The organism is Streptomyces sp. NPDC038213 (genome assembly GCF_055600495.1).
Window position 1 is genome coordinate 270,236 of sequence record NZ_JBVJYM010000006.1, and the last position, 24,352, is coordinate 294,587.

Here is a 24,352-nt window from a genome sequence, read left to right on the forward strand (position 1 = left end):
GTGGCCGGACCGGAGCCGAACCCGCCCGCCGCCGGTGCCGCCCGATCGGGCCTGCGGGGGCGGCGGGGCCCGTCCTACGGGGCGGCGCGCACCCGGCCGGTGCGGGGCGGGGCAGCCGGGCGGCCGCTGATCGGGTGGCACGGGCGGCGCGGCCGTGAGCGGGCCGGAATGCGCGGTACTGCAATCCTATGAACGCATCCGACCCCGCTCCCCGGAGCGCCCCGGCGGACACCCCGGACACCTCCCCCGCCGCGCAGCCCCGCGCGGCGCTGGCCGACCGCACCGGCTACGACGAGGGCTTCCTCGGCCCGGTCGTCCCGCTGCCGCTGCCCGCCGACCCGTCCGTGGAGACCGTCCTGCTGCCGTACACCCACTTCACGGTGGCCCTGCGCCCGGACCGGCGGCTCGCCGCCGCCACCGGCGTGTGCATCGAGGGGTCCCGGCTCCTGGAGGACGTACCGCGCGACGACGTGTGGGAGTTCGACCCGCGGCTGCCGAAGGCGCAGCAGGCCGGGAACGACGTCTACCGGGACAACTCCCTGGACCGCGGGCACCTGGTGCGCCGCCTGGACCCGGTCTGGGGCGCGGCGGCGGTGGCCCGCCTCGCCAACACCGACACCTTCTACTTCACGAACGCCGCGCCCCAGGCCGACGTCTTCAACCAGGGCAAGCAGCTGTGGCAGGGCCTGGAGAACCACCTCCTCGACCACGCGGCGCAGTTCGACCGCAAGCTGAGCGTGTTCACCGGCCCGGTGCTGCACGACTCCGATCCGCCCTACCGCGGGATCCGGGTGCCGCTGCGGTTCTGGAAGGTCGCCGCCTTCCTGCAGGACGGGGCCCTGGCCTCCGCCGGGTACCTCCTCGACCAGAGCCCCGACCTGACCCGGGACCGCGAGCGGGACCCGGCGGGCGCGAGGGCCGGCGACCCGCCGCCGCTGGGGCCCTTCCGGACCTTCCAGGTGCCGGTGGCGGACATCGCCGAACTGACCGGGCTGGACCTCGGCCCGCTGCCCGCCGTGGACCTGATGCCGGCGGTCCGGGCCCCGGAGCGGCGCTGGCGGCAGCTGGAGTCGTACGGGGACATGGACCTGGGGGCCCGGGGATGACCGAACCGCGCATCGTGTACGTGCACGGCAACGGCAACAAGATCCGCAGCGGGCTGCTCAGGGCCCAGTGGGACCGCGCCCTGTTCGGCACGGACATGGGCACGGCCTCGCGGATGGCCTACTGGGCGCCCGTACGGTACGGCAGCCCGCTGCCCGATCCCGCGCCGGACCCGCTCGACGGCGGGCAGGCCCCGCTGGAGGAGTCCCCGGGCGGCGGGCTGTCGGCCCCGCCGGAGGAGTTCGCGGCCCGGGTACTGGCGGAGGCGCGGGAGGAGGCCGGGGCAGGGGCAGGCGGAGCCGGGGAGGTGGCGGCCGGGGGCGGTGAGGAGGCGGCCGGTGGCGGGGGGGCCGGTGGGGAGCCCGGCCGGGCGGCGGGCGAGGAGGCGCTCGCGCAGTGGCTGCTGCGGATGACGTACTTCGCCGACACCCTGGCCGCTCCGCCCGGCGGGGATGCCGGGCTGGAGGCGCTGCCGCTGCCCCGCTTCGCCCGCGGGGAGGTGTTCCGGCTGCTGGTGAAGCACACCTTCAAGGACGTGCACGCCTACTTCTTCGGCGGGGCGGGCGAGGCGATCCGGGAGGTGGTCCGCGCCGAGCTGGACGCCGCCGCCGGGGGGCCGCTGGTCGTCCTCGGCCACAGCCTCGGCTCGGTCGCCGCGTACGAGGTGCTGCGGGAGGCCCCGCGGCCCGTCGAGCTGCTGGTCACGGTCGGCTCCCCGCTCGGGATCACCGAGATCCGGGACCTGCTGCGGCAGCCGCCGGCCGTGCCGCGCGGGACGGCGGTCTGGCACAACGCCTCCGACCTGCGGGACCTGGTCGCCCTCGACCACACCCTGCGCCCGGAGTTCGCCCCCGCGCACCTGGTCACCGACCACCTCGTCACCAACAGCAGCGGCAACCACCACGGCATCCGCGAGTACCTGTCCGCCGCCCCCGTGCGGGGGCCCGTACGGACCCTTTTCGGCCGCCTTGCACCGGAACAGACCGAGTGAAACCATGACAGGTATCAGTCAGTCCCCCTCCCCGCTCCGCTGGGGCGGCCGGGCAGGTGCGGTATGCCGCTCACCGATACCGAGTGGGACCTCGTCAAACAGTGGGTGCGGGACCATCTTCTGGACACCCCGGACCCCTACGTCCCGCTCCGGCAGTTCGCGTTCCCCGAGGAGTTCATCGGCGACCTCCCGCTGACCATGAGGAGCGGTGAGAACGCCGCGGCCCTCGTCCGGGCCTCCCGCCGCGATATCGGCGGGCAGTGCCGGCTGCTCGGGGCGCTGGTGCGGGTGGACGGGCTGAGCGTGCTGCCGGAGGGGCTCCAGGCGAGGGCCTTCCTCGACCGGCTGACCGAGGACGCCCGGCTGCACGACTCCCCCGCGGACTTCTACCTGACCTCGGTGCTCCGGGGCGGCTCGGAGGTCTTCATCGACCGCGCGGACCTGCGCAGGCGGCTGCGCGAGTTCACGGCCGACCCGCAGAAGACCGTCCTCGCCGTGGACGGCGAGCCGGGCAGCGGGCGCTCCTACACGTACGCGCTGATCCGGCACGTCGGACAGCACGCGGGCTTCCGGCCGGTCCGGGTCACGCTCTCGCCCACCTCGACGGCGGCGGGGGTGGTGCGGCGGCTGGCGGAGTTCGTGACGGACCACGATGCCGGCATCTCGCCGTTGAACCCGACACAGTTGAACGATCCACTGCCCTCGATCGACGACGCCGTGCACCGGATCGTGGCCCGCGCCACGGACGCCGACGAGGCCTTCTGGCTCGTCCTCGACGAGTGCGACAAGCTCGACCCCGGCTCGGACGTCTGGGACTGCATCGGCAAGCTCGCCCTGGCCATCTACGAGCACGCGCCGCGCCGCGAGCGGACGGTGCCCCGCCTGGTCCTGCTCGGCTACTCGGCGACGATGCGCCAACTCCCCTACGACATACGGAAGAACGAGTGCCGGGACACCGCCCGTCCGGTGGGCGGGCAGGATCTGCGGGAGTTCTTCGGGCAGTTCTTCGCCGGCGAGCCGCAGCCGGGCGCGGGACCCGCCCCCGCCGGACCCGGCCGGATCGCCGACCTGGTGGACCTGACCGTGCCGGCCGTGCTGGAGGCCGCCGCGGCCCCGGGCCCGGACGGCTACATGCGCAAGGTGTGCACGGCCGCCGAGGCCGCCGTACGGGCGTACCGCGGGCTGCGCGGGGACGAGGAGTACCCCGACCGGCTGCGCGCGGAGCTCGGCGCGGCCGCCGGCAGCGCCGCCCCGCCCTCCGCCCTGCGGCGCGGGTACCGCGAAGCCGCCTGCCTGCTGGCCCAGTTCGACCCCGTGGGGCTGCGCCTGCCCGGGGAGCCGGCCGCCACCGGCCGCGCCGCCCTCGAACTCGTCGACGACTGCCGGGCGCTGGGCGGCACGGACCGCGGCAGCGCCTGGGCGCTGCGCCAGGACGTGCGCGAGGAGGCCCTGCGGAGCCTGGCGGGTCCGGCGGCGGCCCGGCTGGCCCTGGAGGCGAACCTCGCCCAGAGCCCGCCCGGCCCCTGCCCCGAACGGGCCGCGCTCGCCCTCCTGTCCGGGAACCCGCCGCATCTGGAGGAGGCCGGGGTCGAGACCCTCGCCGACACCCTCCAGGCCGTCCTGTGGCTGTCCCTGGTCCCCGGCACCGCCGGGCTGCCCGCGGCCGGGGAGATCCGGCGGCTGCTGGAGCGGGCCCGGCTGGTACAGCCCCTCCAGCGCCTGGCGGCGGGCGCCTTCCACGGCCGCGCGGCCGAACTGGACGCCCTGCGCTCCTACGTGGGCCTGCCCCCGGACACGGGACCCCGGGCGGCGACGGGGGCGGAGGGCGGGCCGGCCGCCGACGGTGCACCCGGAGCCGGGGCGCCGGGAGCCGGGGAGGCCGCGGCACCCGTCCGCACGCACCCCGCGCGCCTGGGCTTCGTCCGCGCCGCCACCAGCGGCCCCGAGCCGCCGCTGGTGGTCCACGGGCTCGGCGGGATCGGGAAGAGCACCCTGCTCGCCCGGTTCCTGCTGGACGGGCTGCGCGACTTCGGGCCCGGATTCCCCTTCGCCTACGTGGACTTCGAGCGCCCGACGCTCTCCGTCCACGAACCCGTCACCATGATCGCGGAGATCGCCCGGCAGTTCGGGATGCAGCACCCCGCCCACCGCGCGGCCTTCGACGCGCTGGCGCACGAGTGCGAGGCCGCGGCGGCGGCCCAGCGGGCCGAGCAGAACGAGGTCGACGAGCTGTACCGGCTCTCCGCCACCCGCTCCGCACTGGGCCGGCTCTCCTCCTCGGGCCTGCACGCGGAGGCCGCGGGGCGCGAGGGCGATCTCGTGCGGCGGGTCGCCGCCCTGCTGGTGGAGGCCGTGGCCGCGCCCGCCGACCGGCCGGGCCCGCCGCTGGTCGTGGCGGTGGACTCATTCGAGGAGGCCCAGTACCGGGGCTCCCCGGTGATCGGCCGGATGTGGGCGATCTGGGCCGCTCTCCAGGAGGTGTACCCGCGGCTGCGGTTCATCGTCTCGGGCCGCGCCCCCGTGGAACACCCCGCCCGGCTGGCCGAGTTGAAGACCGTCGAGCTGGGCGAGCTGGACCCGCAGGCGGCCGTGGACGTGCTGCTGTCCAGCGGGGTGGAGGACCCGCAGACCGCGCGGGCCCTCGCCGAGCGGGTCGGCGGGCACCCGCTGAGCCTCAAACTCGCCGCGCGCGCCGCCGTGCTCGCCCGCGCCGACGGCACCCCCCTGGGCGAGCTCGTCGACGGGCTCCCGGCCCGGCGCCGCTTCTTCCGCACCGTCGACCGCCTGCTCGTCCAGGGCACCCTCTACGAGCGCATCCTCAAGCACATCGCCGACCCCGACGTCCGCGAACTGGCCCAGGCGGGCCTGGCCCTGCGCACCGTCACCCCGGCTCTGGTCCGCGAGGTGCTCGCGGAGCCCTGCGGGCTCACCGTGCCCGACGAGGCCGCGGCGCGCCGCCTGTTCGGGCTGCTGTCCCGGCTCGACCTGGTCGAGCCCGCGGGCCCCGAGGCCGTACGCCACCGGTCCGACCTGCGCGCCATCACCCTGCGGCTGGCCGACAACTCCCGTACGGATCTGATGCGGGCGGTGGGGCGGCGGGCGGTCGCCTACTACGCGGCCCGCGAGGGGCCGCAGGCGCGGGCCGAGGAGGTGTACCACCGGCTGCGGCTCAACGAGAACCCGCGTGAGGTGGAGCGCCGCTGGATGCCGGGGGTGGAGCGCTACCTGATCGGCGCGGAGCAGGACATGACGGCCCGTTCGGCCGCCTTCCTCGGCGGCCTCCTCGGCGGCCACACCCCCGACCGGGTCATGGAGGAGGCGGACCAGGAGGACTGGGAGCGGATCGCCGCCCGCGAGGTGGAGGACCTGCTCGTGCAGGGGTTCGTGGACGCCGCGGCCGCGCGGCTGGCCGAGCGCCGGCCGTGGACCCCCGGCAGCGCCCTGCACCCGCTGCTGGTCGAGACCCTGACCCGGCAGGGGCGGCGGGCGCAGGCGCGGGCCGGGGCCGAGGAGGCCGTGGACCGGGCCGAGGAGGCCGGCTGCGCCGAACTCCAGCTGGAACTGCTCCTGATGGCCGCGAAGCTGGCCGAGGAGGACGGGGACCTGGTGGATGCGGACCGGGGGCTGGCCGAGGCCGAGGACATCGCGGGGCGGCTGGGCCGGGACTTCGAGGCGATGGGCGTCCTGCTGGCCAGGTCCCGGCTGGCGGCCGCCTCCCGGGACGGGGACCCGGAGGCCGCCGCCGGCCGGCTCGCGCAGCGGCTGCGCGGGATCCCGGACGAGGAGCTGGGCCGCCAGCCGGCGCTGGTGCGGGCGGTGGCCGCGGAGGTCTCGCGGCAGGACCCGCAGGCACTGGACCACACCCTCCAGGTGGTGGGGCTGCCCGCGGCCGACGACGCGGTACTGGGCACCCTGGCGGAGGCGATCGGGCGTGCGGTGCAGGAGCAGCCGCAGCTGCGGATGGCGCTGCTGCGGATCCTGGAGGAGGCAGTGGACACCCCGGCCGCCACCCCGCACCCCCGGCCCGCACAGCCCAAGCCCGTCCAGCCCGTGCAGCCCGTGCAGCCCGTGCAGCCCACAACGGCGTTCCCCGCCCCGCCCCCGCCGGCCCCGGTCCGCACCGCGCCCCCGCCCCCGTACCCGACGGCGGCCCCGGCCGCACCCGCACCCGCCGCACCCGGCGCACCGAACGCGCCCGCACCCGCGCCGGTCTCCGCCCCGTACCCGTACCCCGCCCCCACTGCCGCCCCCGCTCCCGACCGGGACGGGCCGATGCCCGGGACCGCCGGGATCCTGCGGGAGGCCCGGCGGCTCGGGACGCTCGACGGGCTGGCGCGGCACCTGCTCGTGGTCCGGGACCACAGCGGGGCCCTCGCCGCCGCGGTGGCCGCCGCGATGGGCTCGGGCACCGCGCCCCCGCCCGCGACCGCGGCCCGCGCCGCCCCCGCCCCCGTCCTGCACCCCGCCGGAGGGAGCGGCCCTCGCGCGGCCTGATCCGAGATGGCAGGGACACCAGGGATGTTCGAGATGAGCGACGACGTGCGGTACCTCTCCCCCGACGAGGTCCTCCAGGTGCGCGACGCGGCCCTGGCGGCGGACCTCGCCGACCCCCTCGTGCGCCGCCTCCTGCTGGACGGGATCCTGCCCGCGTACAAGGGCGTCCTGCCCCACGTGCCCGCCCCGGGGCAGCAGGTGCACTCCGACCTCAACGAGATGAACCGCGTGGAGCGGCTCGTGGACGGGACCGTGCCGCTGGAGGTCTGGCTGCGCAACGCGGTGGCCCAGACCCCGGCCCGGGCCCCGCGGGCCGTCTTCCAGCAGGCCCTGGACAAGGTGGCGCGGGCGGCGGCCGGGGAACCGGACGTCCCGCTGCCCGCCGCCGCGGGGCCGGAGGCCAAGGAGGCCGTCGTCCACCTGGACGACACCGTGCCCTTCGCCTTCCTGCGCGGCGGGGAGCTGGCGGGGGCCTCGGTGGCCCGGATCAGGGTGCTGCCGTACCAGGGCGGTGCCCCGCTGCGGCCCGCCCTCCCGCACACCGGCACCGGCTGGCTGGCCGCCCCCGGGCTGCTGGTGACCAACCACCATGTGGTCAACGCCCGTTCGGCGACCGGCGCCGTACGCCCCGAGGCCGACCCCGTGGACCTGGAGCTGCAAGCCCTGGGCGCCCGGGCCCGGTTCGACTACACGGACGAGGAGGCGGACGGGGACACCGGGCCCCCACCGGGCGTGGAGTGCGCGGTGAGCGCCCTGCTCGCCTGGGACCGGGAACTCGACTACGCCGTCCTGCGGGTGGTGGACCCGGCGGCGCGGCCCGGACTGCGCGTGGCCGCCGCCCCTCTCGTAGCGGCCGGCGCGCCGGTGCCGGTGAACATCATCCAGCACCCCCTGGGCCGGCCCAAGCGGGTCGCCCTGCGCAACAACCTCGTGCACGAGGCCGACGAGCGGGACGTGTACTACTTCACGGACACCCGCGGGGGCTCCTCCGGGGCCCCCGTCCTCACGGACGACTGGACGGTGGTGGCCCTGCACCGGGGCACCCGGCGGGTCGAGGGCGTCGCCTTCCAGGGCCGGGACGCGGCCTTCGTGAACGTCGGCACCCAGATGAGCGCCGTCCTGCGGCACCTGGCGCAGCACTGCCCCGCGGTGCACGCCGAGATCACGGCGGCGCAGAGCGCGCCCGCCGTCACGACTGCGGCGGAGGTGGACTGACATGTGGCGCGGATCCCCCGTGGCGACCGGCCCCGAACAGGTCTTCTCGGACCTGCTGGAGGTGGCCGACCGCGTGCGCAGGAACCTGGACGCGGAGGTCGAGGAGTCCGGGCAGGAACTGCCGCCGGACGAGGAGGCGGCCGGGGAGATCGCCCGGTTCGCCCGCGAGGAGCGGGCCCGGGTGCTGCGGGCCGGGGCGGGCGGCCTGGAGAAGCTGGCCGCGGGCCGGCCCGGGGACGTGGACGAGGACGAGTCCTTCGGGATGGAGGCGATCGTCCTGCTGGAGGGCCGGCCCGCGATCCTGGTGCAGGGGCAGGACTTCGCCTCGCAGGAGGGCGACTGGGCGGTGCTCGACGGGGAGCGGGAGGCCATCCGGTCCTCGATCGCGCGCGTCGGGCGGGTGGAGGTGGCCGGGCACCCCGAACTGGACTGGCTGGGAACGGCGTTCCTCGTCGGACCCGACACGGTGATGACGAACCGCCACGTGGCGGCGGAGTTCGCCCGCGGCGACGGCTCCGGCGGGAGCTTCCGCCAGGGCATGTCCGCCCGGGTGGACACCCGCGAGGAGTTCGGGCCCGCGGCGGCGGCCGGGGCGCCGGAGTTCGCGGTGACCGAGGTGCTGGGCATCCACGCGGAGGTGGACCTCGCCCTGCTGCGGGTGGCCCCCGCGGCCGCCGACGGGAGCCCGCTGCCCGGCCCGCTGGAGGTGGCGGCCGATCCCCCGGAGGGACTGGAGGGCCGGCCGGTGTACGTGGTCGGGTACCCGGCGGCGGACGGCCGGCGCAACGAGCCCGAGGCCATGCGGCGGATCTTCATGGACGTGTTCAACGTGAAGCGGCTCCAGCCGGGCGCGGTGACCGGGCTGGCGGACGGGCAGCCGGTCCTCGGCCACGACTGCTCGACCCTGGGCGGCAACAGCGGCTCCCCGGTCTTCGACCTCTCCGGCCACCGCGTGCTCGGCCTGCACTTCGGCGGCCGCTTCCGGGTCGGCAACTCCGCCGTACCGCTGTGGCAGTTCCAGGACGACCCGCTGCTGGTCCGCGGCCGGGTCAACTTCGTCTGACCGGCCGGACGGCGCACAGGACACCGCCGGACGCCGCACGGACGCCACACGACGCCGATCCGCGCCGGAAGCGGAACACCGCCCCGGCCGGATGAACATCAGGTGGCGGGACCGCACGGGCGGGTCGCGCCGGGCTACGTTGGCGCCATGGCTGCTGTCAGCACCGGCCGCTCCGGCGGCCGCATCGGGGAGCTTGTGGAGGCCGGGGTCCGCGCGGGGGTGCACGGCGGCGCCGTGTGGGCCGTCGGGCGCGCCGGGGGCGTGCTGGACCGGGGCGCCGCGGGGCGGCTGCCGCGCGGGCCGGGCACGGAGTTCCGGTTCGGGGCGTCCGGCGGACTGGGGCAGGTCCTGGCCGTGTGGTCGGCTGCGGGCGCCCTCTTCGAGGAGGGGGCGCTGCGGCTGCACACCCCGCTGGCCCGCTCCTGGGAGCTGTTCCGCGGCCATCCGCTGGGGGCCGTGACCCCGCACCACCTGTTCACGCACACGGCGGGGCTGCGCGGGCCGGCGGAGGACGGCCTGCCGGGCGGGCCGCCGCACCGGCGGCCCAGCGAGGCCGTGGAGTACAGCGACCGCTCGGGGCACCTGCTGGGGAGGCTGGTGGAGCACCTGGCGGGGCGCCCGGCGGGCGAGGTCGCGGCCGAGCGGGTCTGGCGCCCCCTCGGCATGGCGGGCACCCGCTGGCACCCGGGCCCGGCGGGCGGCCCGTACGGCGGGGGCGGCAGCGGTACGGACCGCGGGCCCGCCGCCCCCGGGGCCGCGGGCGGCGCGCCGGGCGTGGCCACCGTCCTGGACGACCTCGGCCGCTTCCTCGCCCACCTGCTGTCCCCGCGTACGCCCTCCGCCGCCCCGGATGCGGATCCGGGCACGGTCACGGCGGCGATCCCGGACACGGACCCGACGGCGATCCCGACGGCGATCCCCGCCGCGGACCCGGCGGCGGGCACGGCCGCCCCCGCCCCCGGCCCGCCGGTCGGTTTCGGCGCCCCCTGGATCGCCGAGTCCCTGCGCATCCGCACCGGCGAACTCGCTCCGGCCCGGGGGCTGTTCTGGCATCCCGCGGCGACCGGGGGCGGCCGCCGGCCGGACCTGTGGGTGCACCACGGCAGCGGCGGGGCGGGCCTGTGGGTCCGGCCGGCCGCGGACCGCTGGGCGGTCCTGCTGACCGTACCGCCGCCGGGCGGGCACGACCCGGGTCCGGGCCGCGCGGCCCGCAACCGGCTGCGGGCGGACTTCCGGACCCTGGCCTTCGCCTGATCCACCCGGACGACCGGGCCGGGCCTCCAGGATCACCGGGATCCGGCGGCCCGGTCCCCCTCTCAGGCCGTGAGCACCGCCTTGCCCCGGACCCGGCCGCCCTGCACGTACCGGATGGCGTCGGCGGCCTCCGCCAGGGGGAAGGAGCGGTCGACGGCGGGGACGAGCACGCCCTCCTCGGCGAGCCTGCGCAGCTCCTCGATGTCCGCCGCGGACTCGGAGGAGACGAGCCCGCGCAGCCGCTGGGCCGTGAACAGCCCGAGGAGCACCGCCCGCAGGGTCCGGTCGGTGCCGCCGAACCAGCGGCCCTCCCCCTCTCCCCCGACGACGACCAGCGTCCCCTTCGGGGTGACGGTGCGGCGCAGGACGGGCAGCGGGCGGTTGCCCGCGATGTCGAGGACGAGGTCCCAGCGGCGGGAGCCGTCGGTGAACTCCTCGCGCGTGTAGTCGACGGCCTCGTCCGCGCCGAGTTCGCGGACGAACCCGGTCTTGGCGGTGCTGCACACGCCGGTGACGTGCGCCCCGTAGGACTTGGCGAGCTGTACGGCGTACGCGCCCACACCGCCGGCCGCGCCGATGACCAGCACCCGCTGCCCGGCCCGCACCCGGCCCGCGTCGCGCAGGGCCTGGAGGGCGGTGAGGCCGGAGATCGGCAGGGCCGCGGCCTGTTCGAAGCCGAGCGCCGCCGGTTTGCGGGCGAACCGGTCCTCGGGGGCGCAGGCGTACTCGGCGAACGAGCCCTCGCAGATGCCGAAGACCTCGTCGCCGACCCCGAAGCGGGTGACCCCCGCGCCGACCGCCGCGACCCGGCCCGACACGTCGCGCCCGCGGATGCGGACCTTGGGGGCGCGCAGCCCGTAGCCCATCAGCCGCAGCAGGTACGGGAGCCCGGTCATCAGGTGCCAGACCCCGGGGTCCACGCCCGCGGAGTGCACCCGCACCAGCACCTCCCCCGGTCCGGGGCTCGGCTCGGGCACCTCCCGCAGCTCCAGGACCTCGACCGGGCCGTAGCGGTCGTGCAGCACTGCCTTCACGGTGACTCCTCTGCGGGGCGGGCGGCACCGTCCGGGGCTCCGGGGTGCTCGGGGCTGTCGGTGTGGACGGCGTCCTCGGGACTCTCGGGGTACTGGAAGACCTGTTCGAGCGGGACGCCGAGGGTGCGGGCGATCTGGAAGGCCATCTCCAGCGTGGGCGAGTACCGCCCCTGCTCGATGGCGATCACGGTCTGGCGGGTCACGCCGATCCGGCGGGCCAGCTCCGCCTGCGTCATCTCGGCGCGGGCGAAGCGCAGGGCGCGGATGCTGTTGGTGACCCGGGTCGGCCTGGGCTTCACCACGGGTGGAAGCCCTTCCGGTAGGCGGCGATGCGGGCCAGTGAGGAGACGACCGCGGAGAGCGCGAAGGCCAGGTAGACGGCGTTGGCGATCCAGAAGTGGTCGGCCTCGGCGAGGGCCAGCACGAAGGCGGCGATGGCGCCGATGACCACGAGGGACTGCCCCGTGTACTCGGCGAACCGGCCGATCTCGCGGTCGCGCTGGTCGGGCCGCTGCCGCCCGTCGGGGTCGGTGAGGGAGACGGCGATGTGCAGGGCGGCCGCAGCGGCGGCGGCGCAGCCGATCGTCCACAGCAGGGCGGGTACGTACGCCGTCTCGGTGAGCGGGGCGCCGTCCGCCCCGCCGAGGACGACGGCGAGGTAGGCGCCGTACGCGACGACGGTGACGAGCGCCATGATCCAGGCGCGCTTCTCTTCCAGAGCCATACCGGGAATGTAAAGCGAGACAGACACCGTGTCAAAGATTCTTTACACGGGCACGGAAGCGCCGTCCGGGGGACGATGGACGCATGGGCCGCCCGGTCCCGGGCTGCCGACCCGCGGAGAGGAGTGACCATGGCCGGCTCCTACTGGCTGGACAGCGCACCCGCACCCGCCCCCCGCCCGCCGCTGCGGGAGGACGCGCGGACCGGGGTGGCGGTGGTCGGCGCGGGCATCGCCGGCCTGTGCACCGCCCGCGAGCTGGCCCGCGCCGGCCTCGACGTGCTCGTCCTGGAGGCGGGGCGCATCGGCTCCGGCACCACCGGGCACACCACCGGCAAGGTCAGCTCGCTCCAGGGGCTCTGCTACGCCCGGCTCACCGCGGACCGGGGCCCGGAGACCGCCTGGCAGCACGCGCGGGCCCAGCAGCAGGCCGTCGAACGGCTGCCGGAGCTGTGCGCGGAGCTCGGCGTGGACGCGCAGGCCGAGCGCTTCCCCGCGGTCGTGTACACGCAGGACCCCGACCGCGCGGAGGAGTTCCGGGCCGAGGCCGAGGCGGCGGTACGGGCCGGTCTGGACGCCCGCTTCCTGCCGGGCCCGGACGCGGGCCTGCCGTTCCCGGTGGCGGCGGTGGCCCTGGCGGGCCAGTACCAGTTCCACCCGCAGCGGTTCCTGCTCGGCGTGGCCGCCGACCTGCTGGCCCGCGGCGGGCGCATCCACGAGCACACCCGCGTCACCGCCGTCCACGACGGGGCCGCCTGCCGGCTGACCCTCGAAGGGGGCGCCACCGTCACCGCGGACGACGTGGTCCTGGCCACCCAGATGCCGGTGGCCTGCCACGCCTCGCTGCTGGCCCGGCTCTCGGTCCGGCGCGAGCTGGTGGTGGCCGCGGCGGTGCCGGAGGGCACCGCACCGCCCGGGATGTACCTGACCCCGGACCACCGCACCCGCTCGGTGCGCAGCAGCCCGTACGGGCCGGGGCGGCGGCTGCTGGTGGTGGCGGGCGAGGCCGGCGAGCCGGGGGCCGGCGGTACCGGGGCCCGCTTCGGCCGGCTGGAGGCCTGGGCCCGGACGCACTTCCCCGGCTTCGGCTCGGGGGCGGAGGGGGCGGCGGGCCAAGGAGCGGACGCAGCGGAGGACGGGGCGGCGGGCGGGGTGCGGCACTGGTCCGCGCAGGACGTGTTCAGCGCCGACGGGCTCCCGCTGATCGGGCACGAGCACCCCGGCACGGAGCACGTGTACGTGGCGACCGGGTTCGGCGGCTGGGGCCTGAGCGGCGGTCTGGTCGCCGCGGAGCTGCTGACCGCCCATCTCGCGGGCGGCCCGCGGCCCTCCTGGACCGTGGTGCGACCCGCGGCGGGTCCTCCCCCTGCGCGAGCTGCCCGGGGTGGTCCGGGCCCAGACCGCGGTGGCCCGGCACTACGCGGCCGGGTTCCGCCGGATGCACTGCCCCCACATGGGCTGCGAGCTGGGCTTCGACGAGGCCGAGCGGACCTGGGAGTGCCCCTGCCACGGCTCGCGGTTCGCCGCTGACGACGGCCGGGTGCTCCAGGGGCCGGCGACGCGCCCGCTGAACGTAGACGGAGCGGTCGGAGCGGTCGGTGCCGACGGAGCCGTCGGAGCCGACGGGCCCGCATCCGGGGGCACCGGCGGGGGCGGGGCCGCCCGGCCGGGGTAGGGAGTCCGTGACGGTGGCGGTCCGGCCACCGCGTACCGGAGGAAGGGGTGTGCACGCGTGCACGCAGACGAGGGGAAGCGCACCGTCTCGGCGGCGGAGCTGTTCGACGGGCTGGGCGCGGAGTACGAGGAGGCCTTCGCCGCCCTGCCGGGCCAGCACGAGGCGCTGGACTGGCTGACGGCCCGGCTGGCCCCCGGCGCCCGGGTGCTGGACGTCGGCAGCGGGACGGGGCGGCCCGTGGCCGACCGGCTGGTCCGGGCGGGCTGCGGGGTCACCGGGATCGACGTGTCGGCGACGATGGTCGCGCTGGCCCGGGAGCAGGTGCCGGGAGCCCGGTTCGAGCAGTGCGACGTACGGGAGTACCGGGCGCCGGAGGGCGGGTTCGAGGCGGTGTGCGCGTTCTTCCCGCTGCTGATGATGACCCGCCGGGAGGCGGCGGAGTCCCTGCGCCGGATGGCGGGCTGGCTGGCCCCCGGCGGGTACCTCGTGGCGGCGACCGTTCCGGCGGACGTGGACGGGGTCGAGATCGAGTGGATGGGCCGCCGCGTGGAGGTGTCGAGCTTCTCCGTCGAGGACTGCCTGCGGCGGCTGCGCGAGGACTGCGGCCTGGAGGTGCTGCACCACGCGGTGTCGGTGTTCCAGCCGGAGAGCGGGATCGCCGGCCCGGAGGAACACCTCTTCTGCTACGCGCGCCGCCCGCTCCCCGCGCCCTGACCCCCGGCGCCGGGCCGGGCGCGCGGCCGGGCACGGGCGGCCGGGCACGCGGGCCCGGCCGTCGGGCCGCGGCCCGGCGGGGGGAGCCGTACGGGCCTTCCCCCGCCGGGACGGTTCAGCTCGCGGTGCGGAACTCCTCCATGCGGTCGATCTCCGCGGACTGGGAGGTGACGATCGCCTGCGCCATGGCCTTCGCGGCCGGGTAGGAGCCCTTGGCGAGCTCGGTACGGGCCATCTCCACCGCGCCCTCGTGGTGCTTGATCATCAGCCGGGTGAAGGCCGCGTCGAAGGCCGGGCCCGTGGCCCCGGCCAGGTCGGCCATCTCCTCGGCGGTCATCATCCCGGCCGCCCCGCCCCCGTGGGCGGAGTGGTCGGCGGCGCCCGGTGCGGGCACCTCGGCGCCCCACTCCTCCAGCCAGCCGGTCAGGGTCCGGATCTCCGGGTCCTGGGCCTTCTTGATCTCCGCGGCCAGGGCCTTCACCTCGGGGGATCCGGCCCGGGTGGCGGCCAGAGCGGCCATCTCCACGGCCTGCCGGTGGTGCGGGACCATGCCCTGGGCGAAGGCGACGTCGGCCGCGTTGTGCCGTGCGGCCGCCCCGGCGGGGGCGGAGACGGTCGCGGTGGCGCCCGGCCGGGCCCCGTGGGTGCTGTGCCCCTGGCCCCCGCCCCCGGTGGTGCCTCCGCAGGCGGCCAGGACGAACACGGCCGCACCGGCGGCTGCGAGCGCTGCGGTCCTGCGGGCGGCGGTACGGCGGTCAGGGGTACGGCGGTCAGAGGTACGGAATCGGGTCGTGCTCATGGTGGTGGAACTCCTCGCTGCGCAGCCCGCCGACAGCGGGCGTGCGCGGGGTACGGATCACAGGTGCCGGAGCACGGCGGCCGGCCCGGAGGCGTCCGAGAGGGCCCGGCCGTGCGGGCGGTCCTATATCCGCAGGAGCTGGAGTTCCGACAGGTCGGGCGGCGCCCGGCCGGCCGCGGCCCCCTCCGGCACCGCGCCGGCCGCGGGCGCGGAGGCGTCGTCCGGGGCGGGCAGGGCGGGGAGCGGGGCGGGCGGGGAGTAGGGGGCCGCGACCCCGGTCGCGGCACAGGTGGCGTCGGCATGCCGGGCGTGGCCCGCACCGCCGGCCGGGTGCGCGCAGTCCCCGCCGGAGGACGCGGCCGGCGCCCGGAACGCGGAGTGCCCGGCGCCGTCGGGCGCGGCGTGCCCTGCCGGGGCGGCGGGGGCGGCTCCGGCCGGGCGCGTGCCCGGGCCCGAGGGGGCCGGGCCGAGGGCGTGCATGCCGAGGACCCCGGCCAGGACCAGGAGCACCAGCAGCACGAGGCCGGGCCCGGCGGGGCGTCGGCTCGTCGGCTGCACGGCGGTGGTCACGGGCCCATCGTACGAGCCGGGCCGCAGCCCCTTTCGCGTACCCCCCTCCCGTACCCCCCGCGCACCCGCGGGCCGGGGCCGCCGCCGGAGGGGTCAGGAATGGAGAAGCACGTCCGCGGCCGCCCGGATAGCGTGGCGGGGTGGGGCGCGTGCCGGCCGGGAGGGGCGGGGCGGGCCCAGGGCGGCGGAGGGCCGCCGGAGGCAGTTGCGGACGCGGATGGAGAGACGATGAGCAGCAGGGCCAGGGGCACGGGGACGCGGTCGGGCGGACCGCAGGTCGCCGACAGCCACGACATGATCCGGGTCCACGGAGCGCGCGAGAACAATCTCAAGGACGTCAGCATCGAGCTCCCGAAGCGCCGGCTGACGGTGTTCACGGGGGTGTCCGGCTCGGGCAAGAGCTCACTGGTGTTCGACACCATCGCCGCGGAGTCGCAGCGGCTGATCAACGAGACCTACCCGGCCTTCGTCCAGGGGTTCATGCCGAACCTGGCCCGGCCCGAGGTGGACGTGCTCGACGGCCTGACCACGGCGATCATCGTGGACCAGCAGCGGATGGGCGGCGATCCGCGCTCGACGGTCGGCACGGCCACCGACGCGAACGCCATGCTGCGGATCCTCTTCAGCCGGCTCGGCAGCCCGCACATCGGCCCGCCGAGCGCGTACTCCTTCAACACCGCCTCCGTGAAGGCGAGCGGCGGCATGACCGTGGACCGCGGCGCGGCGAAGACCCGTACGGAGAAGGTCACCTTCAGCCGCACCGGCGGCATGTGCACCCGCTGCGAGGGCCGCGGCTCGGTCTCCGACATCGACCTGACCCAGCTGTACGACGACTCGAAGTCGATCGCGGAGGGCGCGTTCACCATCCCCGGCTGGAAGTCGGACAACGTGTGGACGGTCGGCATCTACGCCGAGTCGGGCTTCCTCGACCCGGACAAGCCGATCCGCCGCTTCACCAAGCGGGAGATGCAGGACTTCCTCTACCGGGAGCCCACGAAGGTCAAGGTCAACGGGGTCAACCTCACCTACGAGGGCCTGATCCCCAAGATCCAGAAGTCCTTCCTGTCCAAGGACAAGGAGGCGATGCAGCCGCACATCCGCGCCTTCGTGGAGCGGGCGGTCACCTTCACCACCTGTCCCGAGTGCGACGGCACGCGGCTCAACGAGGGCGCCCGCTCCTCGAAGATCAAGAAGATCAGCATCGCGGACGCCTGCGCGATGGAGATCAGGGACCTCGCCGAGTGGGTGCGCGGACTGTCCGAGCCCTCGGTGGCCCCGCTGCTGGAGTCCCTGCGGCAGACCCTGGACTCCTTCGTGGAGATCGGCCTCGGGTACCTCTCCCTGGACCGGGCGGCCGGCACCCTGTCGGGCGGCGAGGCGCAGCGCGTGAAGATGGTCCGCCACCTCGGCTCCTCCCTGACCGATGTCACGTACGTCTTCGACGAGCCGACGATCGGCCTGCACCCGCACGACATCCAGCGCATGAACGAGCTGCTGCTGCGGTTGCGCGACAAGGGCAACACCGTGCTGGTCGTGGAGCACAAGCCGGAGACGATCGCGATCGCCGACCACGTGGTCGACCTCGGCCCGGCGGCGGGCACGGGCGGGGGGACCGTCTGCTTCGAGGGCACGGTGGCGGGGCTGCGCAAGGCCGGTACGGTCACGGGCCGGCACTTCGACGACCGGTCCGTGCTCAAGGAGTCGGTGCGCACGCCCACGGGCGCCCTGGAGATCCGCGGCGCCGACCGCAACAACCTGCGCAAGGTGGACGTGGACATCCCGCTCGGGGTGCTGACCGTCGTCACCGGGGTCGCGGGCTCGGGCAAGAGCTCGCTGATCCACGGCTCCGTACCGGCGGCGGAGGGGGTGGTCTCGGTGGACCAGAGCCCGATCCGCGGCTCCCGGCGCAGCAACCCGGCCACGTACACCGGGCTGCTGGAGCCGATCCGCAAGGCCTTCGCCAAGGAGAACGGGGTCAAGCCGGCCCTGTTCAGCGCGAACTCGGAGGGTGCCTGCCCCACCTGCAACGGCGCCGGGGTGGTCTTCACCGACCTGGGCATGATGGCCGGGGTGTCGAGCACCTGCGAGGAGTGCGAGGGCAAGCGGTTCCAGGCCTCGGTACTGGAGTACCGGTTCGGCGGCAGGGACATCAGCGAGGTGCTCGCGATGCCGGTGTCGGAGGCGGAGCGGTTCTTCGCCGAGGGCCCGGCCCGCACCCCGGCCGCGCACCGGATCCTGGAGCGGCTCGTGGACGTGGGCCTGGGCTACCTGAGCCTCGGCCAGCCGCTGAACACCCTCTCCGGCGGGGAGCGGCAGCGGCTGAAGCTGGCCACCCACATGGGCGACAAGGGCGGCGTGTACGTGCTCGACGAGCCGACGACGGGTCTGCACCTGGCCGACGTGGAGCAGCTGCTCGGGCTGCTGGACCGGCTCGTGGACTCCGGGAAGTCCGTGGTGGTCATCGAGCACCACCAGGCGGTGATGGCGCACGCCGACTGGATCGTGGACCTCGGCCCGGGGGCCGGGCACGACGGCGGCCTGGTGGTCTTCGAGGGCACCCCGGCCGAGCTGGTCGCGGCCCGCTCCACGCTGACCGGCGAGCACCTGGCGAAGTACGTGGGCGCCTGACGGGGCCGCCGTGCGCGGGGCCCGTACCGCACGGCGCGGTACGGGCCCCGCGCCGTGCGGCGGTTCAGTGCCGCCCGGCGGGTGCGTCGCCCGGGGCCCGGGCCGGGGCGGGCACGGGTCCCTCCTCCAGGAAGCCGCCGGACTGGTGCTGCCAGAGGCGGGCGTAGGCGCCCCCGGCGGCGAGCAGCTCGTGGTGCGCGCCCTGTTCGAGGATGCGTCCGCGGTCGAGGACCACGAGCCGGTCCATCCGGGCGACCGTGCTCAGCCGGTGGGCCACGACCAGGGCCGTGCGCCCCTCCATCAGCCGCCACAGGGCTTCCTGTACGAGGATCTCGCTCTCGGAGTCGAGGGCGCTGGTGGCCTCGTCGAGGAGCAGGACCGGGGCGTCGCGCAGGATGGCGCGGGCCAGTGCGACCCGCTGGCGCTGGCCGCCGGAGAGCTTGATGCCGCGCTCGCCGACCATGGTGTCGAAGCCCTCGGGCAGCCCGTCGGCGAACTCCGTGACGTGCGCGGCCTCCGCGGCCCGCCGGATCTCAGCCCCGGTGGCCCCGGGCCGGGCGAAGGCGATGTTCTCCCGCAGGGTGCGGTGGAACATCGCCGGGTCCTGGGGGACGTACGAGATCATCCCGCGCAGGTCGCACTGGCGGATCCGGCTGATGTCCTGGCCGCCGATCAGGATCCGGCCGGATTCGACGTCCGTCATCCGCAGCAGCAGCCGGGTGAGGGTGGTCTTGCCACCGCCGGAGCGGCCGACGAGCCCGATCCGGGTGCCGCCGGGCACGTCGAGGTCCAGTCCGTCGAAGAGGGGCGGCGCCCCGGGCCCGCCGCCCGCGTGGCCGAAGACCACCTTCTCGAAGCGGACCCCGGCGTCCCGCGGGCGCAGCGGCTCGGGCTCGGGCGGGTCGAGCACGGTGGGCGGGTGCAGGAGCAGCTCCGTGAACTGGGCGGCCTCCGTCATGGAGCCCTCCAGCCGGCGGTAGATCTGGTTGAACTCGAACATGATGCGGGTGGCGTTGGCGTAGTACGTGAAGGCGACGACCACGGCCTCCACCCCGTGGCTGCCGCCGGCGAGGACGACGGCGAGCAGCAGGCCGAGGCAGTTGGCGGCCACCGACATCGGGGCGACGAGGGTGTCGATGCGCAGGTTGCCGTAGTCCCAGGAGCGCAGCGTCAGGCGGCGGGACTCCGCGACCCGCGAGCGGTGTTCGGCGGCCTCGCGCCGCTCGGCGGCGAACGCCCGCACGGTGTCCATGTTCATGAGGCTGTCGGCCACGTGCCCCGACACCCGGGCGATGGCGGCCTCCCGCTGGTCGACGAGGGCCTGGCGGCGGCGGATCAGGGGGAAGACGCAGATCCCGGTGAGGGTGATGAGCGTCAACAGGCCGACGACGAGGAGGGGTTCGTACTGCCAGAGCACGACCGAGCCGAAGAGCAGCGGGACGAGGCTGCCCACCACGGAGAAGGTGAGGGTGTCGACGAACTCCTCGAAGCGGGAGGCGAAGCTGAGGACCCGCTTGGTCAGGGATCCGGCGAAGTTGTCGTGGAAGAACGAGGCGTCCTTCGCGAAGAGTTCGTCCATGCCGGCCACGTACAGGTGCTCGATCCCGCGGGCGTCGAGCCGGTTGAGGCAGTGGAAGGCGAGCCGCCACACGGCCTCGGAGACCAGCAGGACGGCCGCGAAGCCGAGGACGTACGGCAGGACGGCCCCCAGCGCGGTGCCGCCGCCGTCGGCGAGGCGGCCGGCGAGCTTGGCGACGAGGAGGGGGGCGATGTAGTGGATGCCGATGTTGCCGAGGGCGGGGAGCAGCATGGCCGGTACGGCGAACCGGCGCTGGCGGGCGAGCTCCCGCCCGTAGGAGCGCAGGGCGAGGAGCACGGGCCCCCTGCCTGGGGGACCTTCGGATTTTTCTGGCATTCCCGTCCGACTCCTGTTCTGTCGTGAATGTCCGGCAGGCCAGGAACGGCAGTGTCCCGCGCCGGGGCGGGCGCGGTCCACGGGTTTTCGACGCACGGGCGCGCCCCCGGAGCCGTGTCGGTACGGCCCCGGGGGCGCTGCGCGCGGCGGGCGTCAGACCCGGTCGGCGGCGATCAGCACGTACTGGAAGGAGCCGTCCTTGTACGAGTTGATGAAGGCCTCCTCGATACCGGTGACCAGGGAGGAGGTGGCCCGGAGCTCCCAGTAGGGCAGGGTGTCGGGGGTCAGGTCGATGACGGCCTGGGGGACGAGCCGGTTGTCGGCCATGGCGCGCAGGTACTCGCGGCGGGAGTGGATGTTGCACTCGAAGTGGGCGTTGATCTGGGAGACCCACTTGGAGGGCTGGCCGTAGCGCGGGTTCCAGCAGCCGGTGATGGTGACGTAGCGGCCGCCGACGGAGAGCACCCGGGAGTGCTCGGCCATCAGGTCGTCCAGGTCGACGTACATGCTGGACTCGTTGTTCCACGAGCCGGCCGCCTGGCCGGTCTCGAAGGGCATGTCGAGCATGTTGCAGACGCGGGAGCGGACGGATGCGGAGATGCCGAGCTCGGCGGCGCGGTTGTTGCCGAACTCCGCCTGCTTGGCGGAGAGGGTCACGCCCTCGACCTTGCAGCCGAAGCGCTGGTGGGCCATGACCATCGAGCCGCCGCGGCCGCAGCCGGCGTCGACGAGGGTGTCCTCGCGGCGGATGCCGCCGAGGTGGTCGAGGAGCACCTCGGCCTGGGCGGACTCCAGCCGGTGGAGCTCCGCGATCAGCTTCTTCTCGTACTCGCTGTCCTCGGTGTCGCCGAGGGCGGCGTGGTCGATCGCGCCGATGCCGTAGTGGTGGTGGTACAGGCCGTCCACGTCGCCGAGGCGGAGGTTGACGGGCCGGGCCTCGTGGTCCCAGTAGCGGGCGATATCGCCCTGGTAGGGGGTGGAGGGGGCCGCGGCAGGGGCGGGAATGAACGAGGAGGTGCTGACGGTGCTGGTCAAGGAAGGTCCCATCTCTACCAGAAGTCGGGCAGGCTGTATCGGTACGTGTTGCTGCTGTGCCAGTAGTGGTTGCCGTCGACCCAGACGGCCACGCCCCGGAGGAAGCGCAGGACCCGCGGGTCGGGGCAGGAGGCGGCCAGTTCGGCGGAGGCCGCCTCGAACTCGTGCATGAGGTCGTTGTGGACCACGACCGCCTTCAGGTAGGCGTCCTTGTCGGACAGGCCCTCCCGTCGGGCGATCACCACCGGCAGGTTGAGGTGCAGGCCGGGGCTGTCGAGTTCCTTGGTGTACGAGTAGAGGTCGTTGGCGAGGGTGGTGGCGTTGCCGGCGAGGGCGATGATCCGCTGCATGGCGGGCAGGGCCTGGAGGTCCGCCGGCAGTTCGTAGCCGCCCACCGTGTCGGTGATGGTGGGGCAGGGCCGGAAGTTGTTGAACTGCCGCATGGCCAGGTACTCGTGGACCTCCGGCACGTACTCCGTCTGCGCCCACGCCGCCTCGGCGAGGTAGCCCAGGTGGAGCCGGGCCATATCGTGCCGGTAGCGGTCGGCCTGTGCGGGCGTGGCCAGTTGGAGGAAGTACTCCATGGCCGAGCGGTACGCGCGCCGGGGGGCGTCCGAGAGCAGCGATGCCGCCCAGGCGGGGGCGTACTCCTTCGTGGTGTGGACCGGGTCGAGGGCGGTGTGGGCGAGCAGCAGCCGGCCGCCGAGTCCGACGGGGCTGCCGCCGTGGTCCTCGCAGTAGCAGTCGTCGACCACGTTCTCGGCCACCATCAGCCGGGTCGCGGCCATCAGGTGCTCGATCGTGGGCGCGTCCGGGTGGCAGGCGACCATGTACCGGCTGACGGAGAACCCGTCGAACTGGTCCTCCCACTCCGGCGGGTACGCCTGCACCTCGTCCACGGCCCAGCGCTTGATGCGGCGGCTGACCTCCTCGACCCGGACCGGGTCGGGTTCCGCCACCGGGTGGAAGTAGAGGCCGGGGATCGGTCGGCACTCCGCGACGGGCGGGGCCCCGGGCGGGTCTGCGGTGCTGAACTCCGCTGGTGGGGGCGGCACTTCGCACGGTCCGAAGTGCAGGCTCGCGGTTCCCAGGCCGCTGGGGCCGCGCAGGATCCGCTCCAGCGCGGGGTTCCCGGCGAGGGCCCGCGGAGCCGCGGCGGGCGCCCCGACGGGGGGTGCCCCGGGGTCCGCGGCGGGCGCCGCCGCCTCCGCGGCCGGGTCCCCGGCGGCCGGATCCGGTGACGGATCCGGATCCGGCGCCGGGGACGGCGACCCGGCCGGGGCCGGGATCCGGGTGCCGAACAGCATCGCGGACGAGGGCAGGCTCGATGGACGGGGGGAGAGCCCAGGATCGGGCATCCGTAGCTCCTAGAAGGGTGGTGGGCCGGCCCGGACCCCCGGGGTCACCGGGGGTGCCCGGGACGCCGGGCTCCGGGCCGGCTCGGCCGACCCGGGAGCTCCGGGCCCCGGGCGCACGGCCTGCGGGCGGGTCCGTCAGTCGCGGCGGCGGGCGATCTGGACGTTCTCCAGCACCCCGAGCGCGTCGGGCACGAGGATGGCGGCGGAGTAGTACGTCGTCACGAGGTACGACATGATCGCCTGCTCGCTGATGCCCATGAACCGCACCGACAGGCCGGGCTCGTACTCCTCCGGGATGCCCGTCTGGCGCAGGCCGATGACGCCCTGGTTGTCCTCGCCCACGCGCATGGCGAGGATGGAGCTGGTGTTCTCCTTGGAGATCGGGATCTTGTTGCACGGCAGGATCGGGACCCCGCGCCAGGCCGGGACCTGCTGGCCGCCCACGTCCACGTGGTTCGGGTAGAGGCCGCGGGCGTTGAACTCCCGTCCGATCGCCGCGATGGCCTTGGGGTGGGCGAAGAAGAACTTCGTGCCGCGGCGGCGGCAGAGCAGCTCGTCCAGGTCGTCGGGGGTGGGCGGGCCGGAGTGGGTCTGGATCCGCTGCTTGAAGTCGGCGTTGTGCAGCAGGCCGAACTCGCGGTTGTTGACCAGCTCGTGCTCCTGGCGCTCGCGCAGGGCCTCGATGGTCAGCCGCAGCTGCTCCTCGGTCTGGTTGTGCGGGCCGTTGTAGAGGTCGGCGACCCGGGTGTGCACGCGCAGCACGGTCTGCGCGATGGACAGCTCGTACTCGCGCGGGTTGAGCTCGTAGTCCACGAAGGCGCCGGGGAGTTCGGCCTCGCCCACGTGCCCGGAGGACATGGCGATCTCGGCCTCGCCGTGCTTGTTCTGCCGCTGGAGCGGCAGTGAGCTGAACCGCTCGATGTGGGCGTCCAGTTGGGGGGCCGTGGCCCGGATGGCCTCGAAGTCGGCGCGGGACAGGCTCAGCAGGGTGCCGGAGGTCTCGGCGGTGGCCGTGTAGTCCCAGACGGCGTCGGTGTCGAGCAGGGCGTTCTCGCCGTACTGGTCGCCGTCGGCGAGGACGGCGACGGCCACCTCGTCCCCGTACTTGCCCTCGGAGGTCTGGCCGATGCGGCCGTGGGCGATCAGGTGGACCTGGTCCGCGGGGGCCCCGCGCTGCACCAGCACCTCGCCCTGCCGGAAGTCGCGCTGCACGCAGCGGGCGGCGAGGGCGCTGAGCACCTCGTCGTCGTCGAAGCCGCGCAGCAGGGCCAGTTCGCCGAGCTCCTGGGGGATGACCCGGACCTCGGCGCCCTCCTGGACGAACTCGATGCGCCCGTCGCCGACGGTGTAGCTCAGCCGGCGGTTCACCCGGTAGGCGCCACCCTTGGTCTCCACCCAGGGGAGCATCCGCAGCAGCCACCGGGAGGTGATCTCCTGCATCTGGGGGGCGGACTTGGTCGTGGTGGCGAGGTTCCGGGCGGCCGCGGTCCCGAGGCTGGTCTGCCGGAGGGTCTCCAGCTGAGCCTCGGGGCTGGTGTCTACGGTCATCGGATGAGCTCTCCTTCATGGGGGCAGGGTCGGGCGAACCCGGGCAACACCGGTTAACTACAAGGAACTTGCTGGTAGTCGGCTGTGCGGGAAGAAGGAGGCGATGCCTCGCATTCCCTCCAGATCCTGAGGAACAGTAACGGCGGCTTCACCGCCAACTCCCGGAGAACAGAGGGCATTACCTCGATGCGGTGATCTTGGGTCCCGGAGGGTTTGTTTCGGTTTTCGTCAGGT

General features: G+C 75.2%; 19 protein-coding genes. 10 read left to right on the forward strand and 9 right to left on the reverse strand.

The genetic code is table 11. The annotated features are described in order from the left end of the window. Positions 1–188: 188 nt before the first annotated feature. From ACZ7JZ_RS12700 to ACZ7JZ_RS12725, 6 genes are all read left to right on the forward strand, one after another. Complete coding sequence (locus tag ACZ7JZ_RS12700) at positions 189–1,106, forward strand: DNA/RNA non-specific endonuclease (RefSeq protein ID WP_470937045.1); 918 nt, start codon at positions 189–191, stop codon at positions 1,104–1,106. Further along, positions 1,103–2,095 carry a hypothetical protein gene (locus tag ACZ7JZ_RS12705; RefSeq protein WP_470937048.1) on the forward strand — a complete coding sequence of 331 codons (993 nt, stop codon included), beginning with the start codon at positions 1,103–1,105 and terminating at the stop codon, positions 2,093–2,095. Before ACZ7JZ_RS12700 ends, ACZ7JZ_RS12705 begins: the two co-directional genes overlap by 4 nt. Positions 2,096–2,158: 63 nt before the next feature. Beyond that, on the forward strand, positions 2,159–6,589 hold the full coding sequence (locus ACZ7JZ_RS12710; protein WP_470937051.1) for a hypothetical protein: 4,431 nt from the start codon (positions 2,159–2,161) through the stop codon (positions 6,587–6,589). A 33-nt stretch (positions 6,590–6,622) separates the two neighbouring features. Beyond that, positions 6,623–7,804, forward strand: coding sequence for a trypsin-like peptidase domain-containing protein (locus ACZ7JZ_RS12715; protein ID WP_470937054.1), 1,182 nt, complete (start codon positions 6,623–6,625; stop codon positions 7,802–7,804). Between the two features lies 1 nt (position 7,805). Then, positions 7,806–8,867, forward strand: a complete 1,062-nt coding sequence (locus ACZ7JZ_RS12720; protein WP_470937057.1) for a trypsin-like serine peptidase — start codon at positions 7,806–7,808, stop codon at positions 8,865–8,867. A 147-nt stretch (positions 8,868–9,014) separates the two neighbouring features. Next, complete coding sequence (locus ACZ7JZ_RS12725) at positions 9,015–10,121, forward strand: serine hydrolase domain-containing protein (protein ID WP_470937060.1); 1,107 nt, start codon at positions 9,015–9,017, stop codon at positions 10,119–10,121. A 62-nt stretch (positions 10,122–10,183) separates the two neighbouring features. Here the strand turns inward: ACZ7JZ_RS12725 and ACZ7JZ_RS12730 are convergent, their stop codons facing one another. The 3 genes from ACZ7JZ_RS12730 to ACZ7JZ_RS12740 are packed head-to-tail and all read right to left on the reverse strand — an operon-like array spanning position 10,184 to position 11,879. Further along, positions 10,184–11,155: an NAD(P)-dependent alcohol dehydrogenase gene (locus tag ACZ7JZ_RS12730; protein WP_470937063.1), complete on the reverse strand. Its 972-nt coding sequence runs from the start codon at positions 11,153–11,155 to the stop codon at positions 10,184–10,186. Then, on the reverse strand, positions 11,152–11,457 hold the full coding sequence (locus tag ACZ7JZ_RS12735) for a helix-turn-helix transcriptional regulator (RefSeq protein WP_470937066.1): 306 nt from the start codon (positions 11,455–11,457) through the stop codon (positions 11,152–11,154). Before ACZ7JZ_RS12735 ends, ACZ7JZ_RS12730 begins: the two co-directional genes overlap by 4 nt. Beyond that, on the reverse strand, positions 11,451–11,879 hold the full coding sequence (locus tag ACZ7JZ_RS12740) for a hypothetical protein (protein WP_470937069.1): 429 nt from the start codon (positions 11,877–11,879) through the stop codon (positions 11,451–11,453). The genes ACZ7JZ_RS12735 and ACZ7JZ_RS12740 overlap by 7 nt, the downstream gene beginning before the upstream one ends. 129 nt (positions 11,880–12,008) lie before the next feature. On the opposite strand from ACZ7JZ_RS12740, the gene ACZ7JZ_RS12745 reads away from it, so the two are divergent. The 3 genes from ACZ7JZ_RS12745 to ACZ7JZ_RS12755 are packed head-to-tail and all read left to right on the forward strand — an operon-like array spanning position 12,009 to position 14,265. Continuing rightward, entirely contained in the window at positions 12,009–13,406 is a 1,398-nt protein-coding gene (locus ACZ7JZ_RS12745) for an NAD(P)/FAD-dependent oxidoreductase (protein ID WP_470937072.1), read from the forward strand. Then, positions 13,330–13,551: a Rieske 2Fe-2S domain-containing protein gene (locus ACZ7JZ_RS12750; RefSeq protein ID WP_470937075.1), complete on the forward strand. Its 222-nt coding sequence runs from the start codon at positions 13,330–13,332 to the stop codon at positions 13,549–13,551. Before ACZ7JZ_RS12745 ends, ACZ7JZ_RS12750 begins: the two co-directional genes overlap by 77 nt. Positions 13,552–13,608: 57 nt before the next feature. Continuing rightward, on the forward strand, positions 13,609–14,265 hold the full coding sequence (locus tag ACZ7JZ_RS12755; RefSeq protein ID WP_470937078.1) for a class I SAM-dependent methyltransferase: 657 nt from the start codon (positions 13,609–13,611) through the stop codon (positions 14,263–14,265). A gap of 115 nt (positions 14,266–14,380) precedes the next feature. Here the strand turns inward: ACZ7JZ_RS12755 and ACZ7JZ_RS12760 are convergent, their stop codons facing one another. Both ACZ7JZ_RS12760 and ACZ7JZ_RS12765 read right to left on the reverse strand, forming a co-directional pair. Then, the gene (locus ACZ7JZ_RS12760; RefSeq protein ID WP_470937081.1) at positions 14,381–15,064 is read right to left on the reverse strand and encodes a DUF305 domain-containing protein; all 684 of its coding nucleotides are present in this window, start codon (positions 15,062–15,064) and stop codon (positions 14,381–14,383) included. Between the two features lie 123 nt (positions 15,065–15,187). Further along, positions 15,188–15,634, reverse strand: a complete 447-nt coding sequence (locus ACZ7JZ_RS12765) for a DUF6153 family protein (protein ID WP_470937084.1) — start codon at positions 15,632–15,634, stop codon at positions 15,188–15,190. Positions 15,635–15,862: 228 nt separating this feature from the next. On the opposite strand from ACZ7JZ_RS12765, the gene ACZ7JZ_RS12770 reads away from it, so the two are divergent. Beyond that, entirely contained in the window at positions 15,863–18,262 is a 2,400-nt protein-coding gene (locus tag ACZ7JZ_RS12770) for an ATP-binding cassette domain-containing protein (protein WP_470937087.1), read from the forward strand. Positions 18,263–18,326: 64 nt separating this feature from the next. Here the strand turns inward: ACZ7JZ_RS12770 and ACZ7JZ_RS12775 are convergent, their stop codons facing one another. From ACZ7JZ_RS12775 to ACZ7JZ_RS12790, 4 genes are all read right to left on the reverse strand, one after another. Continuing rightward, positions 18,327–20,177 carry an ABC transporter ATP-binding protein gene (locus tag ACZ7JZ_RS12775; RefSeq protein ID WP_470937090.1) on the reverse strand — a complete coding sequence of 617 codons (1,851 nt, stop codon included), beginning with the start codon at positions 20,175–20,177 and terminating at the stop codon, positions 18,327–18,329. A gap of 153 nt (positions 20,178–20,330) precedes the next feature. Then, entirely contained in the window at positions 20,331–21,224 is an 894-nt protein-coding gene (locus ACZ7JZ_RS12780) for a geranyl diphosphate 2-C-methyltransferase (RefSeq protein WP_470937093.1), read from the reverse strand. Between the two features lie 2 nt (positions 21,225–21,226). Continuing rightward, positions 21,227–22,570, reverse strand: coding sequence for a family 2 encapsulin nanocompartment cargo protein terpene cyclase (locus ACZ7JZ_RS12785; RefSeq protein ID WP_470937096.1), 1,344 nt, complete (start codon positions 22,568–22,570; stop codon positions 21,227–21,229). 135 nt (positions 22,571–22,705) lie between these two features. Continuing rightward, a complete protein-coding gene (locus ACZ7JZ_RS12790; RefSeq protein WP_470937099.1) occupies positions 22,706–24,118 on the reverse strand; it encodes a family 2B encapsulin nanocompartment shell protein in 1,413 nt (470 codons plus the stop codon). Positions 24,119–24,352 lie beyond the last annotated feature (234 nt).